We start from the raw sequence: 16,879 nt of genomic DNA on the forward strand, positions 1-16,879 counted from the left end.
CCCCTTGATTGGTGAATGGCGTCTCGTCAGGCGACGAGAACGCTCTTGAACATCTCTTCGACTTCGGCGTGCGCCGCGCGAACGTCGACCTTGAGCTTGCCGATCCGGCTCTGGCCGGCGGCGATGCGCTTCTGCGCCGCCTCCGTCAGCGGACGCGCGGCCTTGGCCGCGGCCTCGCTCTCGGCCAGGTCGCCGTGGCTGTGGAGTGCTATATCGGAACCGGCGTCGAGCACCTGCTTCACACGCTCGGGCAGGGTGCCGCGCAGCGATTCCATGAAGATGCAGTCGGAGACCAGCACGCCCTCGTAGCCCATGTCCTTGCGGATGACGTCGTGCATGGTCGGCGAGATCGAGGCCGGCAGCTCGCTGTCATAGGCCGAATAGACGACGTGGGCGACCATCGCCCAGGGTGTATCCTTGAGGGCAACGAAGGGCTTGAAATCGGTCGCTTCAAGCGTTTCGCGCGACGCGTCGACGACAGGGCGTTCCTTGTGGGAATCACGTGTCGCGCGGCCATGGCCGGGGATGTGCTTCATCACGGGCATGTTGCCGGTCTCGAGCAGGCCGTCGACGACTTCGCGGCCAAGTGCTGCGATGAAATCGGGATCCGAACCGAAGGAACGCGCGCCGATGACGGAGCTGGTCGTTTCGAAGACGAGATCGAGAACCGGCGAGCAGCCGCTGGTCAGTCCGAGTTCGGTCATCATGGTGCCCATGGCCTGCGACGACAGGCGAAGCGCCTTCCGGCCGAGGTCAAGGTCATGGCGTGCCAGTTCGGCAAACTGGCCGAAGCTGCGGAAAAGCGGCCAGGGACCGGCGTCGAGATGCTGGACGCGACCGCCTTCCTGATCGGTGAAGACAGGTGCGTCCTCGCGGCCGACGGCCTCGCGAAATCGCTCGATCAGGATCTTGACCTGGCCAGGCTCGCGCAGATTGCGGCGGCCGACGAAGAGACCGAGCGGATTGGTTTCGCGAAACAGCGCGAACTCGTCGTCCGAGAGTGTGGGATGGGGAAGCCCGACGAAAAGGGCAAGCGGCGTCGATGCCATGGGAAAGCTCCGATGTTCAGGTGATTATTTGGATGGGCTACGAAGCATGCCTTCGTAGATGCCCTTGTCGGTGGCGGGGATGGCGACCGCGCCGATGGTCTTGGCGTAGAAGTCGACCGGACCGGCATCGCCGATGAAGGCATAGGCGTGTCCGAGTGTCTTCATGGTCTCGAGCGACGCGGTGAGCAGATCGACGCCGATGCCGCGGCCGCGACTTTCGGGCGACACTCCGGTCGGGCCAAAGAAGCCGCGCGCGGTCGTGTCGTAGCAGGCAAAGCCGAGCAGCTTTCCATCGTCCACCGCAATCAGGCAGGCAATCGGTTGGCGGGAAAAGGCGACGGAAACCTCGCTCGCCCAATTCTCACTGAAGTTCTGCCTTACCCATTCGACGACGACATGCATTTCCGGCGGAAGCGCCGGGCGAATGCGAATGCCCGTCGTGTCGGTTTTCCGCTTGAGATTGGCGAGCGTCGGCGAATACAAGCTCACAAGCAAGTCCGGCACCCCAAGTCCTCCGTTTATTCCCTTATTAAGGAATTGATCCCTTTGTAATGCAATATGTGTCCTGATCTCATGCGGGTTGTCAACCGGCAATCGCGGGGAAGGTAGTACGGTTGGCCTGTCGTTCAGGGAGAGGGCGAGACCGCTGAGCGGCGCATAGTATTGTCGTGCGAAAACCTGTTCGCTTCGGCAAATCTGCAATCGGCGATGCAGCGAATCGCCAAGTTCTCTTCAAAATCCAATGTCTTCGACGTCACCAAGCTGCGGGCGGCTGGCGCTTTCACCGACGCGCTGGAGCGGGCCATCGTTCTTTCATTGTTCTCTTCATATGGTGATTTACGAAAATACGAAGTGTGACTCTTGGTCCCGATTTGCAAAGAACCACTGCAATTGTTGGGGTAAATATCCCTTTGAATTGACAGATGTTATTTTTATACTTGATTGTAATTGTATAGTTTGTTCCGCTTTATTTTCTGTCACGGGTTGTTACTATGCTTCCGGATCAACGAGCCCGGGAGCCTGACGTGTCAGAGGTACCTTCACAGCACTTGACCGATCAGGAGCCGCGCTCGCGCCGGCGGCAGGAGCTTCTGACTTTTCTTGTTCTTGCCTTCGGCATCTGGCCGATTGTCGCCGTTGGGACGGTTGCCAGTTACGGCTTCCTGGTCTGGTTCTATCAAATGATCTTTGGCCCTCCGGGCCCGCTCGGGCATTGAGGTGATCGATGGGGGCGGTGACAACCAGACGTGGATTGTTGCTGGGCCGGCGGGCAGAGCGGAAGCGCGTCCTGCCGCCTGGCGTCACGCTTGAGAGCCTGGCGGCGTGCACCGGTTGCGGTCGTTGCGTGGAACACTGTCCCACCCACATCATTTCATTGCTGAACGAACGCCCGTCGCTCGATTTTTCCGGCGGCGAATGCACGTTTTGCGGCGACTGCGCCAGGGTCTGTCCGGAGCCGGTGTTTGCCGCCCCGGGTTCGACGCGGCTTGCCCATGTGGTTGCCATCGGCGACGGCTGTCTCGCGCAAAACTATGTCGCCTGCCAATCCTGCCGCGATGCCTGCCCTGAGCAGGCGATCCGGTTCCGACCGCGCGCGGGCGGCCCATTTCTGCCGGAGGTGGACGTCGACAGCTGCAGCGGGTGCGGCGCCTGTATCGGCATCTGTCCGGTCGGCGCCATCGGCATTGCCGAGCGACACGAGGAGGGCGTCCATGCCTGATCACTCCCGGCAATATCACGTCTCAAGCGCCGTCGTCGTCGCTCTTCCGGCGATGGCGGGCTCAGTGCTTGCCGCGCTGGCGCGCATGGAGAATGTCGAGGTTTACGGACACGAGGGCGGCAAGATTGTCGTCGTCATCGAGGGGACGACTACCGGCATGCTTGGCGAAGCCTTGTCGACGATCTCCACGCTTGAGGGCGTGGTGGCGGCCAACATGGTTTTCGAACATGTCGAAACGGAAGGAGTGACGGACGATGACCACCGAACTGACGCGGCGTGACATTCTGAAGGCACACGCGGCGGGCATCGCCGCCGCCACCGCCGGTATTGCACTGCCGGCAGCCGCACAACCCGTGCCGGGCGGCATCAGTGCGCTCGAAATCAAGTGGTCGAAGGCGCCCTGTCGCTTCTGCGGAACCGGCTGCGGCGTGATGGTCGGCGTCAAGGAGGGGCAGGTCGTCGCCACCCATGGCGACATGCAGGCCGAGGTCAACCGCGGCCTCAACTGCATCAAGGGCTATTTCCTCTCCAAGATCATGTATGGCACCGACCGGCTGAAGACGCCGATGCTGCGCAAGCGGAACGGCGCCTACAGCAAGGAGGGCGAGTTCGAGCCGGTGAGCTGGGACGAAGCCTTCGACGTCATGGCCGAGCAGTGCAAGAAGGTGCTGAAGGAAAAGGGCCCGACCGCCGTCGGCATGTTCGGCTCCGGCCAGTGGACGATCTTCGAGGGCTATGCGGCGACGAAGCTGATGCGTGCCGGTTTCCGCTCCAACAATCTCGACCCCAATGCCCGCCATTGCATGGCGTCAGCTGCCTACGCGTTCATGCGCACCTTCGGCATGGACGAGCCGATGGGCTGCTATGACGACTTCGAGCACGCGGACGCCTTCGTGCTCTGGGGCTCGAACATGGCCGAGATGCATCCGATTCTGTGGACAAGGCTTGCCGATCGGCGGCTTGGCCAGCCGCATGTGAAGGTCGCCGTGCTGTCGACCTTCACGCACCGCAGCATGGACCTTGCCGACATCCCGATGGTGTTCAAGCCCGGCACCGATCTGGCGATCCTCAACTACATCGCCAACTACATCATCGAAAAGGGCAGGGTGAACGAGGACTTCGTCCAGAAGCACACCACCTTCATGCGCGGCGTCACCGACATCGGGTACGGCCTGCGGCCGGACAACCCCCTCGAGGTCAAGGCGGCGAATTCGTCCGATCCCGGCAAGATGGAGCCGATGGACTACGAGGCGTTCAAGGCCTTCGTGTCGGAATACACCCTGAAGAAGACGGCCGAACTGACCGGCGTCGATCCGGCTTTCCTTGAAGAACTGGCCGAGCTTTATGCAGATCCGCAGCGCAAGGTGATGTCGCTGTGGACCATGGGCTTCAACCAGCATGTGCGCGGCGTCTGGGCCAACCAGATGGTCTACAACATCCACCTTCTGACCGGAAAAATCTCGGAGCCCGGTAACAGCCCGTTCTCGCTGACCGGTCAGCCTTCCGCCTGCGGCACGGCGCGCGAGGTCGGCACATTTGCCCATCGCTTGCCGGCCGACATGACCGTGACCAATCCGGAACACCGCAAGCATGCCGAGGAAATCTGGCGCATTCCGCACGGGATCATTCCGGAAAAGCCTGGATATCACGCCGTCGAGCAGGACCGGATGCTGAAGGACGGCAAGCTCAGCTTCTACTGGGTCCAGGTCAACAACAACATCCAGGCCGCTCCCAACACCAGCAACGAAACCTGGCAAGGCTACAGAAACCCGGAGAATTTCATCGTCGTTTCCGATGCCTATCCGACGATCACCGCGATGAGCGCCGACCTGATCCTGCCGGCGGCCATGTGGGTGGAGAAGGAAGGCGCCTACGGCAATGCGGAGCGGCGCACCCATGTCTGGCACCAGCTGGTGCAGGCGCCGGGCGAGGCGCGTTCGGATCTCTGGCAGCTCGTCGAGTTCTCCAAGCGTTTCATCACCGACGAAGTCTGGCCGGCAGAGATTCTCGCGGCCAATCCCGAGTTCAAGGGCAAGAGCCTGCACGACGTCCTGTTCCAGAACGGCGAGGTCAACCGCTTCCCCTTGAGCGAAATCAGCGGCGACTATGCCAACAACGAGGCCGAAGCCTTTGGCTTCTATATTCAGAAGGGGCTGTTCGAGGAATATGCCACCTTCGGTCGCGGCCATGGTCACGATCTGGCGCCTTACGACCGCTACCACGAGGAGCGCGGGTTACGCTGGCCGGTGGTCGACGGCAAGGAGACACGCTGGCGCTATCGCGAGGGTTATGACCCCTATGTCAAAGCCGGCGAGGGCGTCAAATTCTACGGTCGCCCTGATGGTAAGGCGGTCATTCTCGCCGTGCCTTACGAACCGCCGGCGGAATCGCCCGACGAGGAGTTCGACCTCTGGCTGGTGACGGGCCGCGTGCTCGAACACTGGCACTCTGGCTCGATGACCATGCGCGTGCCGGAGCTTTACCGCGCGTTTCCCGGTGCCCGCTGCTTCATGAACGCGGACGACGCCCGCAAACGCGGCATCAATCAGGGCGCGGAAGTGCGGATCCTGTCGCGGCGCGGCGAGATCCGCTCGCGCATCGACACGCGCGGCCGCAATCGCATGCCACCGGGCGTGATCTTCGTGCCCTGGTTCGATGCGAGCCAGCTGATCAACAAGGTGACACTCGACGCAACGGATCCCATCTCCAAACAGACGGATTTCAAAAAATGCGCAGTCAAGATCATCTCCGTCGCTTGAGGCGGCCAGAATGGGTGGTTGTTGCGATCGGGCTCGCCCTGTTTGTGACGACCACGGCGATTGCCCAGGTCGTTCAGAAAATGGTGCCGCAGCTTGAGGGCCCGACACCGCAGATGGAAACAGGGGCGGCAGCGACCTTGCCGAAATGGGTGGTCGATGACGAACGCAAGATGCGCGCCTATCCGGACCAGCCGCCGATCATCCCGCACTCGATCGAGGGCTACCAGCTCTCGGTCAATACCAATCGCTGCCTTTCCTGCCACAAGCGCGAGTTCACCCAGGACAGCGGCGCGCCGATGATCAGCGTGACCCATTACATGACGCGCGACGGGCAGATGATCGCCGATGTTTCGCCGCGGCGCTACTTCTGCACGGCGTGTCATGTGCCGCAGGCGGATGTTCGCCCATTGGTCGACAATGGCTTCAAGGACATGAGCGAACTCGGCGTCAAGCCGGCCGGAAGCGAGTGAGCCCATGGAGCGGATTAAGAGACTTATCCTGTGGGCGTGGCGGCTGGTCAGCACGCCGGCGGGAACGCTGAGCCTCGGCTTTCTGACGCTCGGCGGCTTCATCGGCGGTGTGATGTTCTGGGGCGCCTTCAATACGGCACTCGAGATCACCAATACCGAAAAATTCTGCACCTCCTGTCACGAGATGAAGGACAACGTCTATGACGAGCTGACGCGCACGATCCACTTCTCCAACCGGTCCGGCGTTCGCGCGTCCTGTCCGGATTGCCACGTGCCGCACCAGTGGACCGACAAGATCGCCCGCAAGATGCAAGCGTCGAAGGAGGTTTGGGGCAAGATCTTCGGCACCATCAACACCCGCCCGAAATTTCTTGAAAAACGCCTCGAGCTCGCTCAGCACGAATGGGCGCGGCTGAAGGCCAATGACAGCCTGGAATGCCGCAATTGCCACTCCTCCGTGGCCATGGACCTGCAGAAGCAGACGGAGCGCGCCGCCACTATCCACACGCGCTATCTGCTGTCCGGCAAGGCGACCTGCATCGACTGCCACAAGGGCATCGCCCATGAGCTGCCGAACATGCAGGGCATCGATCCCGGTTGGAAGATGCCTAGGGAGTTGGAAGGCACAACCACCTCGGGCATGACGCCGATCGACGATCTTCGCCGTGCGATGATGGAGCTTCACGCCAGCAATTTTTGATCGCCGCTTCCGGCAATGCCACGGCGAAGGGATTGATCTTTTAGAGCGTTTCCGGCTTGGACAGAGTCGCAGAAACGCTCTAGCACCTTGTTTTTATGCATTTCCTGACGGAAAACCGCTTCGCACTTTTCCTGGAAATGCTCTAGGCGTTCGGCCGGGTAATGATGAAAAGGGCCGGGAGCAGCATTGCCCCGCCGACGATCGCCGCGAGCAGCAGGCTCGGTTTGCTGGCGAGGCAGAAGAAGACGAAGCTCACGAGCATCAGCGCGAGGGCGATGGTCTTTGCCCGGGCCGGTATCGCGCCTTTTTCCCGCCAGAGCCGCAAGGAGGGGCCGAATGTCGGATGCTCCAGCAGCCAGCGCTCAAGCCGTGGTGAGGCGCGTGCAAACAGGCCCGCCGCCAGCAACAGAAACGGCGTGGTTGGCAGGATAGGCAGAAAAATGCCGGCGATGGCGAAGCCGACCATCAGCCAGCCGAGGCCAAGACAGAGCAGCCGAAGGGGAAGGTTCATCTGTGCTCTCCGCGCCAGCTCAGTCTTCGGACACTGTTGCCATCGTTTCGATCTCTGACGCGCCCGAAACCGCAGCTTGCGGCCAGCGCCGAAGCGCTTCCGTCCCCGCTTCGGTCAGCGCATAGATGCCGCGGTCGACCCGTTCGAACCAGCCATAGACATTGCCCTGCAGGATCTTGGCGGCGTCGGGCGCGGCTTCGCGCAGGTCACGCGGGCGCAGCTGTCCGCTTTGCAAGGCGGCGGCGCAGGCAAGCGCCTGCTGGCGGTAGGCCGTCATGATCGGCGAACGCGTGCTGCCGCCGAGCGTCGGGTCGCCCTTGCGACGGTGGTGCTCCTTGATGAGACGCGCCCGCTTCTTCAGGTTCTTGCGCGGCATGGCGGCGGACGCAGCGACGATAACGTCGACCGTGCCGTTGTCGGCAACCGCGAGCATGCCGAACCCGATCCGGCGGCACAGATCGCGAAAGCGCCGGTCGCTCTCGCGCCCTTTGCCTTTTGCCGAAACGCGTGCTGCGATCCAGACCTCGTCACCGGCATTGGCCCGATCCACCGCCTGCAAGACCAGCTCCAGATTGAACGTCAGCTTCAATTCGCAGATCACGACGAGCGGTGGCTCGTCGTCGCTGAGCGCAAGGATATCGCAGCCGCCGATCTCGCCCTTGACGGAGTATCCGGCCTCTTCGAGGAAGCGCTTGATTGGCAGATAGAGTGTTGTCTCCAAGCGCGCGGGTTTCCTCTAGAGGTCGAAGGCGGCTCGCCTCGGCAAGCACGGCAAGTCGTTCATTTCTGCGAAGCAGTGCGGTTGTCCTGACATGCAGATAGCCCCGATGCGGGACTTTGTCATCCCGCTCACCGTCCGGACTGCGGTGGTGTGTTGTGCTTCGTCTTAACTTTATGGTGTGCTAATATTGTTGGCGCGGGACGTCTTCGCCGAAGGCGCCCGCATTCCGAGGCTTTGACGACGGATGTTGCGAATCCTCAGCCTGTTGCTTGCCCTGATATCGACATGCGTGTTTCCAGCAGCGTCCGCGCCAGAAACCGAGCGGGTTGCCTTGGTGCTCAATCTGAAGGGGGCAATCGGTCCGGCAACGGCTGAATACGTCAAACGCGGTTTGCAGCGGGCAAACGACCGGCACCTGCCGCTTGTCGTGCTGCAAATCGACACGCCCGGCGGTCTCGATACATCGATGCGCGAGATCATCCAGGCGATCCTCGCCTCGTCGGTCCCCGTTGCGAGTTTCGTCGCGCCGAGCGGGGCGCGGGCTGCCAGCGCCGGCACCTATATCCTCTACGCGAGCCATATCGCGGCCATGGCGCCGGGAACCAATCTCGGGGCGGCAACGCCGATCGCCATTGGCGGAGACATGTTTGGCGGAGAGAAGGATGAGAGCCCCGACGGAAGAGGCAAAGACACTGCCGCCAAGCCGGCGCAGACGGCGAGCGATGCAAAGCTGGTGAACGATGCCGTCGCCTATATCCGCGGATTGGCCGAGTTGCGCGGACGCAACGCCGACTGGGCGGAGCGGGCGGTGCGTGAGGCGGCCAGCCTGTCGGCCGCGGCGGCCGTGCAGCAGAAAGTCGTCGATTTCACTGCCGTTTCCATCGACGACCTGTTGAAGCAGACGCAGGGGCGGAGTGTTCGCGTCGAGCAGACGGACGTGACGCTTGAAACGGCTGGGCTTGGCGTGGAGACTTTCGTACCCGACTGGCGCACGCGCCTGCTTGCGGTCATCACCGATCCGAACATCGCGATCATTCTGACGATGATCGGCATTTATGGACTGATCTTCGAGTTCCTGACGCCCGGATCCGTCGTGCCGGGCACTGTCGGCGGGATCAGTCTGCTGCTCGGCCTCTACGCATTGGCCGTTCTGCCGGTCAGCTATGCCGGCGTCGGCCTGATCCTGCTCGGCATCGGCCTGCTGGTTGCAGAGGCGCACTCGCCTTCGTTCGGCGTGCTCGGGACGGGCGGTGCCCTGGCGATTGTTCTCGGCGCTGCGATCCTTTTCGATACGGACACGCCGGGGCTGCGGGTGTCCTGGGCGTTGCTCGCCGGTGTCGGCATCGCCAGCCTCGGCTTCAGTCTGCTCGTCGGGCGCCTCGCCTTCGGTTCCCGCCGCCGTGCCGTGGTCACCGGAAGCGAGCAGATGATCGGCATCGCCGGCAAGGTCGACAGTTGGGCTGGTGCCAAGGGCTATGTCATTGCCCACGGCGAGCGCTGGCAGGCCGTCAGCAGCGAGACGCTCACAACCGGTGAAAACGTGAAAGTGGTTGGGCGGAACGGGCTGACGCTCGAGGTCGCGCGCGACGAGGCGAAGGCCTGACGCCTGCGGTAGAAGGAGTAGAGATCATGGACATGCTTGGGAGCCTCGCTCCCTATCTCGCGATCCTGTTTTTTGTCCTGCTCGTGATCGCCTACGCGATCAGGATCCTGCGCGAATATGAACGCGGCGTCATCTTCACCCTCGGTCGCTTCACCGGCGTGAAAGGGCCGGGGCTCATCCTGCTCTTGCCCTATGTCCAGCAGATGGTACGGGTCGATCTGAGAACGCGGGTGCTGGATGTTCCAAGCCAGGACGTCATCTCGCACGATAACGTGTCGGTCCGCGTCAGCGCCGTCATCTACTTCCGGGTGATCGATGCCGAAAAGTCGACGATCCAGGTCGAGGATTTCATGATGGCGACGAGCCAGCTCGCCCAGACGACATTGCGCTCGGTGCTGGGCAAGCACGATCTCGACGAAATGCTGGCGGAGCGCGACCGGCTGAACGACGACATCCAGAAGATCCTCGACAGCCAGACCGATGCCTGGGGCATCAAGGTTGCGACCGTCGAGATCAAGCATGTCGACATCAACGAAAGCATGGTCCGCGCCATCGCCCGCCAGGCGGAAGCGGAGCGAGAGCGCCGCGCCAAGGTCATCAATGCCGAGGGCGAGCAGCAGGCGGCCGCCAAGCTGCTCGAGGCCGCCGAGATCCTTGCCCGGCAGCCGCAGGCCATGCAGTTGCGCTATCTGAGCACCTTGAACGTCATCGCCGGCGAAAAGAACTCGACGATCGTCTTTCCGTTCCCGATGGAGCTCGTCAACCTGCTGACGGCCAAGGCCGACAAGTAGGCGAGCTGATCGCGTTCGGGGTCGTTGTGTTCAGGCCGCCTTGCGTTCCAGCTGCGCCACCTTTAGCAGGTCATCGATCGCACCGGGTGCTGCGACCAGAACCGCACTTCCCCGCGTCAAGGCTTCACCCTGTGTCGGGAACGGCAGCGACCAGCCGCCCGCCTCGTTGACGAGGCAATAGCCCGCCAGGCAATCCCAGGCATGCATGTAGGGCTCGTAGTAGCCGACGAGCCGACCGGCGGCCACATAGGCGATCATCAGCGCGCCCGAACCGTTGCGCATGAAATTGCCGCCGGCTTCAAGGAGCCGCTCGACGATCCCGGCGACTTCGGCCGGCGTCACGTGATTGTTGGCGCCAAGACCGGTCACCGCATCGCGGATCGTTCGCGTGCCGTCAAGACGCAGGGTCTTGCCATTGAGCGTTGCTCCCTGACCGGACGCGGCCGCATAGAGTTCGTCGTGGCATGGAGACTGGATCACGCCGATCACCGGCTTGTCGGCATAAAGCACGGCGATCGAGATGCACCAGTTGGGCATGCCGTTGACGAAAGGCGTCGTGCCGTCGATCGGGTCGATCACCCAGGTGAAGCCCGACGTGCTGCTGACAAGTCCATGTTCTTCGCCAAGGGCTCCATCGCTCGGGAATGCAGCGCTGATACGATCGCGGATGAGCGTCTCGACGTTGCGATCGGCGATCGAGACGACGTCATGGGCGTCGGCCTTGGTCTCGATCACCAGCGTCTCGCGCCGCAGGAAGTAGTCGTGGGCGAGCTTTCCGGCTTCTATGGCGACGGTCTTGGCGAGCGCGAAACGGGCATCAAGGCCCGCGATTGGCGAAGTCATGCAAAAAGTCCTTCCTGTGTCGATTTCGAAAATTATGCCGTAATCAAAGCAAGGCCGCGATTGCGGAACCCGATGGCGACTTCGGTCGCAGGAGATAACATCCGTTCGATCGTGTCATCAACCACAAATAGCAATCCAGTTTCTGTTTCAACTTCATACTCGATGTGGCCACCGAGATAGGATGCCGTGCTGATGACGCCGGGCAGGGCAGCGGCACTTGCCGGCGTCAGCGTCACGGCATTGGGACGCACGGCGAGCTTTGACGGACCGGGCCGGGCATCGCGCGACGGCAGCTGATGTTCGAGCCCGCCAATGCGGATGGTGGCAAGGCCGGCATCGGACCCGGTGACTTCGCAGGGCAGCACATTGGCCTCGCCCATGAAATCGGCGATGAAGGCGGATGCCGGGGACTCGTAGAGGTCGCGTGGTGCGCCTTCCTGGGCGATCGCGCCGTCCTTCATCACGATAATCCGGTCGGAAACGGCAAGCGCCTCGTCCTGGTCATGCGTGACGTAGACGGCCGTAAAGCCGAGCCGCTGCTGCAATTCGCGGATTTCCGTGCGAACACGCCGGCGCAGCCGCGCGTCGAGGTTGGAGAGCGGCTCGTCGAGCAAAAGCACCTGCGGTTCGAGCACCAGAGCGCGGGCGACGGCGACACGCTGTTGCTGGCCGCCCGAAAGCTCAGCGGGAAGCCGCTGGCCAAGTCCGCCGAGGCCGACGAGCTTCAGGCCTTCCTCTGCCCGGTCCCGCGCCTCCTTCTTCTTCATGCCGGAGGATTCGAGGCCGTAGGCGACGTTGTCGAGCGACGTCATATGCGGAAACAGCGCGTAGGACTGGAACACCATCGAAACGTCGCGCTCATTGGCAGGAAGCATGGTGACATCCTTGCCGCCGATGAGGATCCGGCCGGAAGACGGATGCTCAAGGCCTGCAAGCATGCGCAACGTCGTGGTCTTGCCGCAGCCCGACGGCCCGAGCAGGGTGACGAGGGTGCCGGGTTCGATGGTCAGCGACAGGTCGTGGATCGCGGTGAACGCGCCGAACTGTTTGCGCAGATTCTGGAAGACGACCGAGCCGGTGCGGGGAGTGCTCATGCGGGGTTCTCCTGGGAAAGGGTCTTGGTGGCGGTGCGGACTGGGGCCGCGCCAAGGACGCGGTTCTCCCGCCGAAGCTTGCGCTCGCCGACAAGCAGTTGCAGGCCGGTGATGACGGTGATCATCACCACGATGAGGGCCGACGAATAGGCGATCGCCACGCCGAACTCGCCGTTTTCGACAAGGCCGACGATGTAGGACGTCGCCATGTTGTATTCGGCGCTGACGAGGAAGACGACGGCGCTGATCGACGTGATCGCCCGCACGAACGAATAGACGAGGGCAGCGACAATCGCTGGACGCAACAACGGCAGGATCACCTTGCGCAGCGTGCGGAAGCTGGTTGCCCGAAGCGTCAGCGAGGCTTCATCGAGGCTCTTGTCGAGCTGGCTCATCGCCGCAATGCCGCCGCGCACGCCGACCGGCATGTTGCGAAAGACGAAGCAGGCAACGAGGATCAGCGCGGTACCGGTCATTTCGAGCGGCGGCAGATTGAAGGCGATGATGTAGCTGATGCCGATGACCGTGCCGGGAATGGCAAAGCTCAGCATCAGCGCGAATTCGAACACATCCCGCCCGGCAAAACGCTGCCGAACGATCAGGTAGGCGGTCAACAGGCCGACGATCGCCGTCAAGGGTGCCGAGATCAGCGCGATCTCCATCGTCGTCCAGAACGAATTCCAGGCAACGCCGGTCCAGGCGATGGCGCCGTCGGTCAGCGAGATCGAGAAGGCCTTGATGTAGTGCTCGAACGTCAGCGAATTGTCGAGGCCCCAGGTCTTCACGAAGCCGCCGAACAGGATCATGCCGTAGACGACGACGGTGAAGATCATCCACGGGATCACCACGGCATGGAGGCCGATCGACAGCGGCCGTGGCAGCGCGATATGCGAGCCGCTGTCGCCCTTGCCGGTTACGGTCGAATAGTTCTTGCCCGCCAGCCAATAGCGCTGGGCGAGGAAAGCCGACAGGGTGAAGCACAACAGGATGATCGCGAGCACGGCGGCGCGGGATGGATCGTTCTGTGCGCCGACGACAGCAAAGAAGATTTCCGTCGAAAGCACGCCGTGGCTGCCGCCGAGAACCAGCGGATTGCCGAAATCGGCCATGCTTTCGATGAAGCCGATCAGGAAGGCGTTGGCCAGACCCGGCTTCATCAGCGGCAGCGAAACGTGCCAGAATGTGCGCCACCGATCGGCGCGCAACGTCTGCGACGCCTCTTCCATCGACGGACTGACGCCCTCGACGACGCCGATCAACACGAGGAACGAGATCGGGGTGAAGGACAGGACCTGCGCGATCCAGATGCCGGTGAGGCCATAAAGCCAGCGCCCCGGCTCGATGCCAAAGGCGTCGGACAGGAACTCGGTAATGACGCCGGCGCGCCCGAAGAGCAGCGTCAGTGCCAGGCCGATGACGAAGGGCGGCGTGATGATCGGCAGCACCGTCAACAGGCGCATGCCCTTCTTGAAGGGGAAGCGGGTGCGGGTTGCGACCAGCGCAAAGGCAAGGCCGAGCAGGGTCGAGCCGGAGGCGGTCATCAGCGCCAGCCAGAGCGTGCGCCAGGCGACGCCGCAGCGCTCGCCGCCCGTGACGCAGCCAAGGCTCCAGATCGAACCGTCCTGAATGTTGCGCAGGAAGCCATCCGGCTTGAACGAGCCGTCGAAATCCTGGACGGACGCCGCAAACATGCTGCCGACGGGATAGAACACGAAGACGACCACGAGGCAGACGAGCAGCGAGATCGACGCGACGATGAAGGCATCGCCCTTCATGGCGCCACGTTCAGCCAGCCCGAATGCGAAGATGAGAATGAAGGCGAGGGATGCGAGAACGGCGCCGGCACCCATGGAAGGCTGGCCGTCGGCAAGTGGGCCGAAGAGGGTTTCGCTGATCGTCCAGGTCCAGCCGGTAAAGCCGATCGCCAGGCCCTGGAGAGCAATGAACAGGAGGCCGGCTGCACCGGCCACCGCCAGCACTAGGCCGCGGCGATCCGGGTCCCGGATGAACCGGGCGGCGGCACAGGCGCCGAGAAGCAGGAGCGCGACCACAAGCCATGGACGACCGTGGGCAAAGATTTGCGCAAGGCCCGGTGCCACGGCAGCGTCGGAGGGAAAGCTCGAAAGCCAGCCAAGGCCGAAGAAGCCTCCCTCGATGCGGTACCAGGGCGCGACCAGAAATGCGGCCAGCCCAAGCCCGAGCGTGAGGTCGAGCCTACGGTTGCGATGTTCCATCACGGTCCTCGCGTCTTTTCGCTATTGGAATGTCGATCATGGTGCAGGGCCGGCTGGCGAGAGCCGGAGACACCTGCGGTCTTTCGAGGTGCGGTCGGCCGGATCTTTCGATCCGGCCGACCGCAAACCGAATGGCGTCAGTTGGCGTTGGCACCAACCTCGCGGTCCCAGCGCTCGAGCAGAGCTTTGCGCTTTTCGGAGTCGCCATAGGTGGCGAAGTCGTAGTCGATCAGCTTGATGTCCTCGAACTTCGGTGCTTCCTTCGGCACTTCCGCGCTCTTGTTGGACGGCAGCTGGAAGGACTTGGCGTCCTTCATGCGCGACTGGACCTCAGGTTTCAGTGCCCAGTCGTACCAGATCTTGGCATTGTCCAGGTTCTTGGCGCCGCGGATGATCGACATCGAGCCGATTTCGTAGCCGGTGCCCTCGCAAGGGGCGATCGCCTTGATCGGGAAGCCTTCGGCTGTCTGCGCGACCGCGTCGTGCATGAAGACGATGCCGAGGCCGGCTTCGCCGCGCGCGGCCGATTTGACCGGTGCCGAACCCGACTTGGTGTATTGCGCAACGTTGGCATTGAGTTTCTTCAGGTAGTCGAAGGCCTGATCTTCACCCATGATCTGCACCAGCGATGCGAGTGCCGTATAGGCAGTGCCCGACGAGTTCGGGTTGGCCATCTGGATCTCGCCCTTCAGCGACGCGTCCAGCAGGTCGGCCCAGCATTTCGGCTCCTTGAAGCCTTTCTTCTGGAAGATCTCGGTGTTGTAGCCCCAGCCGAGCGCGCCGGCATAGACACCCACGGTGCGGTAGCCCGAGCCTTCGGCCTGTTTCTTGGCCCAATCCTGCAACTGATCAAGCATCGGCGACTTGTATTCGAGCGTCAGCCCGTCGGATGCGGCCTGCAGGTGCGGGTCGCCGGTGCCTGCCCACCAGATATCGGTCTTGGGGTTGCGCGCTTCGGCGCGCACCTTGGCATAGGTCTCGCCGGAAGACAGGCGAACCATGTTGACCTTGATGCCGCTTTCCTTCTCGAAATCGGCGGTCATCTGCTCGCATATGACGACGTCCGCCGAGCAAATCAGATTGAGACTGCCTGCCGCCTGCGCCTGAGACGCCGCGAATGTCAGGCCGGTTGCGGCAAGCGCGACCGAAATGGATACAGCTTTCATAACTTCCTCCCAATGGTGCGATGCCTCCACATCGCAGTAATGCAAGCGCGTGCAAGGTGTCACATGGATCGGAATGTTGTCAATCCAAGTTCGGCCGAAAGTGGAAAGTTTAATCGATTGGGTTTGTGCAAGCTTGCACAGGCTTGATATTTGTTGCAAGAAGTTTGCAAAGCCGTGCAAGGGTGGGTCACGATGAGCGACAAGATATTCGTCAGTGCAGAGGAAGTGGCAAGGAAGGCCGGCGTATCCCGCTCCGCGGTTTCGCGCGCGTTCACAGCGGGTGCGAGCATCGCGCCGGATACACGCCGCAAGGTCATGGAGGCGGCGGAAGCACTCGGCTATCACGTCAACCATCTGGCCCGCGGATTGATGCGCAATGAAAGCGGCATTGTCTGCCTCGTCGTTTCCGACATGGGCACGCCTTACCGTTCGGCGCTGATCAAGGCGCTGACGCAGCAACTGCAGAATGCCGGCAAGATCGCGATGATCGTCAATACCGATCGATCCGATGAACGCGTCGACATGGCTTTGCGCCAGGCGATTCGGTACCGCGCCGATGCCTCGATCGTGCTGTCGGGCATGCCGGACAAGTCGCTCGTCGATCTCTGCGTCCGGAACGGTCAGCGGCTGGTTCTGATCAATCGCGACGACGAGCATCAAGGCCCGCTCAGAATTAACCTCGACGACGATGATACGGCGCAAAGCGTGGTGACGGCGTTCCTGCGGGCCGGCTGTCGCCGTCTCGCTTTTGCCAATTCAGAAGCCGGGACACCGAGCCTCATGACGCGCGAAGTGGGTTTTGTCGCAGCGGCGCGGGAGCAGGGGCTGGATGTGACCGTCGAACGCTTCGGCCCGACGGGTTATGAAAGCGGCAAGGTCCTGGCGCAGCGGTTGATGACCCGTCGCGAGCGTCCGGATGCGGTCTTTTGCGTGACCGATCTCGTTGCGCTCGGTTTCATGGATGCGGCCCGGCATCAGTTTTCGCTTTCGATCCCCAACGATCTCTGCGTCGTCGGTTTTGACGACATTCCGCAGGCCGCCTGGAGTTCCTACGAGCTGACCACTTTCGCCCAGCCCATCGAGGAGATTGCTGCGGCGGCGGTTGCGTGGCTGATGAGCGAGGACGTCGGACAATCGCAATCGTTGCGGCTCAACGCCCCCTTCGTCTGGCGCCGATCCGTCCGTAGCGCCTGATCAAACGCAGAGCGGTCGGTGGCC

The 16,879-nt window shown here is 62.4% G+C and carries 18 protein-coding genes; 10 read left to right on the forward strand and 8 right to left on the reverse strand.

What is annotated here, in order from left to right:
* Nucleotides 1–26 precede the first annotated feature (26 nt).
* Together AC07UR_RS22130 and AC07UR_RS22135 are read right to left on the reverse strand one after the other, a co-directional pair.
* Nucleotides 27–1,049 carry a glycoside hydrolase family 3 protein gene (locus AC07UR_RS22130; RefSeq protein ID WP_209790117.1) on the reverse strand — a complete coding sequence of 341 codons (1,023 nt, stop codon included), beginning with the start codon at nucleotides 1,047–1,049 and terminating at the stop codon, nucleotides 27–29.
* Nucleotides 1,050–1,073: 24 nt separating this feature from the next.
* Entirely contained in the window at nucleotides 1,074–1,553 is a 480-nt protein-coding gene (locus tag AC07UR_RS22135) for a GNAT family N-acetyltransferase (RefSeq protein ID WP_173423201.1), read from the reverse strand.
* Between the two features lie 204 nt (nucleotides 1,554–1,757).
* On the opposite strand from AC07UR_RS22135, the gene AC07UR_RS22140 reads away from it, so the two are divergent.
* The 7 genes from AC07UR_RS22140 (at nucleotide 1,758) to AC07UR_RS22170 (ending at nucleotide 6,698) form a co-directional block, all read left to right on the forward strand.
* Nucleotides 1,758–1,907, forward strand: coding sequence for a hypothetical protein (locus AC07UR_RS22140; RefSeq protein WP_173423200.1), 150 nt, complete (start codon nucleotides 1,758–1,760; stop codon nucleotides 1,905–1,907).
* A gap of 191 nt (nucleotides 1,908–2,098) precedes the next feature.
* Nucleotides 2,099–2,266, forward strand: coding sequence for a periplasmic nitrate reductase, NapE protein (gene napE, locus AC07UR_RS22145; RefSeq protein ID WP_412728353.1), 168 nt, complete (start codon nucleotides 2,099–2,101; stop codon nucleotides 2,264–2,266).
* Between the two features lie 8 nt (nucleotides 2,267–2,274).
* Nucleotides 2,275–2,769 carry a ferredoxin-type protein NapF gene (locus AC07UR_RS22150; RefSeq protein WP_209790116.1) on the forward strand — a complete coding sequence of 165 codons (495 nt, stop codon included), beginning with the start codon at nucleotides 2,275–2,277 and terminating at the stop codon, nucleotides 2,767–2,769.
* Nucleotides 2,762–3,049 carry a chaperone NapD gene (locus AC07UR_RS22155; protein ID WP_173423197.1) on the forward strand — a complete coding sequence of 96 codons (288 nt, stop codon included), beginning with the start codon at nucleotides 2,762–2,764 and terminating at the stop codon, nucleotides 3,047–3,049. Before AC07UR_RS22150 ends, AC07UR_RS22155 begins: the two co-directional genes overlap by 8 nt.
* A complete protein-coding gene (gene napA, locus AC07UR_RS22160; RefSeq protein WP_209790115.1) occupies nucleotides 3,024–5,528 on the forward strand; it encodes a periplasmic nitrate reductase subunit alpha in 2,505 nt (834 codons plus the stop codon). The genes AC07UR_RS22155 and napA overlap by 26 nt, the downstream gene beginning before the upstream one ends.
* Nucleotides 5,498–5,998 carry a nitrate reductase cytochrome c-type subunit gene (locus AC07UR_RS22165; protein WP_209790114.1) on the forward strand — a complete coding sequence of 167 codons (501 nt, stop codon included), beginning with the start codon at nucleotides 5,498–5,500 and terminating at the stop codon, nucleotides 5,996–5,998. The genes napA and AC07UR_RS22165 overlap by 31 nt, the downstream gene beginning before the upstream one ends.
* A 4-nt stretch (nucleotides 5,999–6,002) precedes the next feature.
* Nucleotides 6,003–6,698, forward strand: coding sequence for a NapC/NirT family cytochrome c (locus AC07UR_RS22170; protein ID WP_209790113.1), 696 nt, complete (start codon nucleotides 6,003–6,005; stop codon nucleotides 6,696–6,698).
* A gap of 142 nt (nucleotides 6,699–6,840) precedes the next feature.
* Here the strand turns inward: AC07UR_RS22170 and AC07UR_RS22175 are convergent, their stop codons facing one another.
* Both AC07UR_RS22175 and AC07UR_RS22180 read right to left on the reverse strand, forming a co-directional pair.
* A complete protein-coding gene (locus tag AC07UR_RS22175) occupies nucleotides 6,841–7,209 on the reverse strand; it encodes a YbaN family protein (RefSeq protein WP_209790112.1) in 369 nt (122 codons plus the stop codon).
* A 19-nt stretch (nucleotides 7,210–7,228) separates the two neighbouring features.
* Nucleotides 7,229–7,930 (reverse strand): DUF2161 domain-containing phosphodiesterase, encoded by a 702-nt coding sequence (locus AC07UR_RS22180; protein ID WP_209790111.1) that lies wholly within the window; start codon nucleotides 7,928–7,930, stop codon nucleotides 7,229–7,231.
* Nucleotides 7,931–8,174: 244 nt separating this feature from the next.
* On the opposite strand from AC07UR_RS22180, the gene AC07UR_RS22185 reads away from it, so the two are divergent.
* Both AC07UR_RS22185 and AC07UR_RS22190 read left to right on the forward strand, forming a co-directional pair.
* Complete coding sequence (locus AC07UR_RS22185) at nucleotides 8,175–9,533, forward strand: NfeD family protein (RefSeq protein WP_209790110.1); 1,359 nt, start codon at nucleotides 8,175–8,177, stop codon at nucleotides 9,531–9,533.
* Between the two features lie 26 nt (nucleotides 9,534–9,559).
* Nucleotides 9,560–10,324 carry a slipin family protein gene (locus AC07UR_RS22190; protein ID WP_173423190.1) on the forward strand — a complete coding sequence of 255 codons (765 nt, stop codon included), beginning with the start codon at nucleotides 9,560–9,562 and terminating at the stop codon, nucleotides 10,322–10,324.
* A 30-nt stretch (nucleotides 10,325–10,354) separates the two neighbouring features.
* Here the strand turns inward: AC07UR_RS22190 and AC07UR_RS22195 are convergent, their stop codons facing one another.
* From AC07UR_RS22195 to AC07UR_RS22210, 4 genes are all read right to left on the reverse strand, one after another.
* Entirely contained in the window at nucleotides 10,355–11,167 is an 813-nt protein-coding gene (locus AC07UR_RS22195; RefSeq protein WP_173423189.1) for an inositol monophosphatase family protein, read from the reverse strand.
* Nucleotides 11,168–11,199: 32 nt separating this feature from the next.
* The gene (locus AC07UR_RS22200; RefSeq protein WP_209790109.1) at nucleotides 11,200–12,261 is read right to left on the reverse strand and encodes an ABC transporter ATP-binding protein; all 1,062 of its coding nucleotides are present in this window, start codon (nucleotides 12,259–12,261) and stop codon (nucleotides 11,200–11,202) included.
* Nucleotides 12,258–14,495 carry an ABC transporter permease gene (locus AC07UR_RS22205; protein WP_209790108.1) on the reverse strand — a complete coding sequence of 746 codons (2,238 nt, stop codon included), beginning with the start codon at nucleotides 14,493–14,495 and terminating at the stop codon, nucleotides 12,258–12,260. Before AC07UR_RS22205 ends, AC07UR_RS22200 begins: the two co-directional genes overlap by 4 nt.
* 137 nt (nucleotides 14,496–14,632) lie before the next feature.
* The gene (locus tag AC07UR_RS22210; protein ID WP_209790107.1) at nucleotides 14,633–15,661 is read right to left on the reverse strand and encodes an ABC transporter substrate-binding protein; all 1,029 of its coding nucleotides are present in this window, start codon (nucleotides 15,659–15,661) and stop codon (nucleotides 14,633–14,635) included.
* 192 nt (nucleotides 15,662–15,853) lie between these two features.
* On the opposite strand from AC07UR_RS22210, the gene AC07UR_RS22215 reads away from it, so the two are divergent.
* Complete coding sequence (locus AC07UR_RS22215; protein WP_209790106.1) at nucleotides 15,854–16,855, forward strand: LacI family DNA-binding transcriptional regulator; 1,002 nt, start codon at nucleotides 15,854–15,856, stop codon at nucleotides 16,853–16,855.
* Nucleotides 16,856–16,879 lie beyond the last annotated feature (24 nt).

Source organism: Ensifer sp. GW821-FHT05G01, assembly GCF_059419585.1.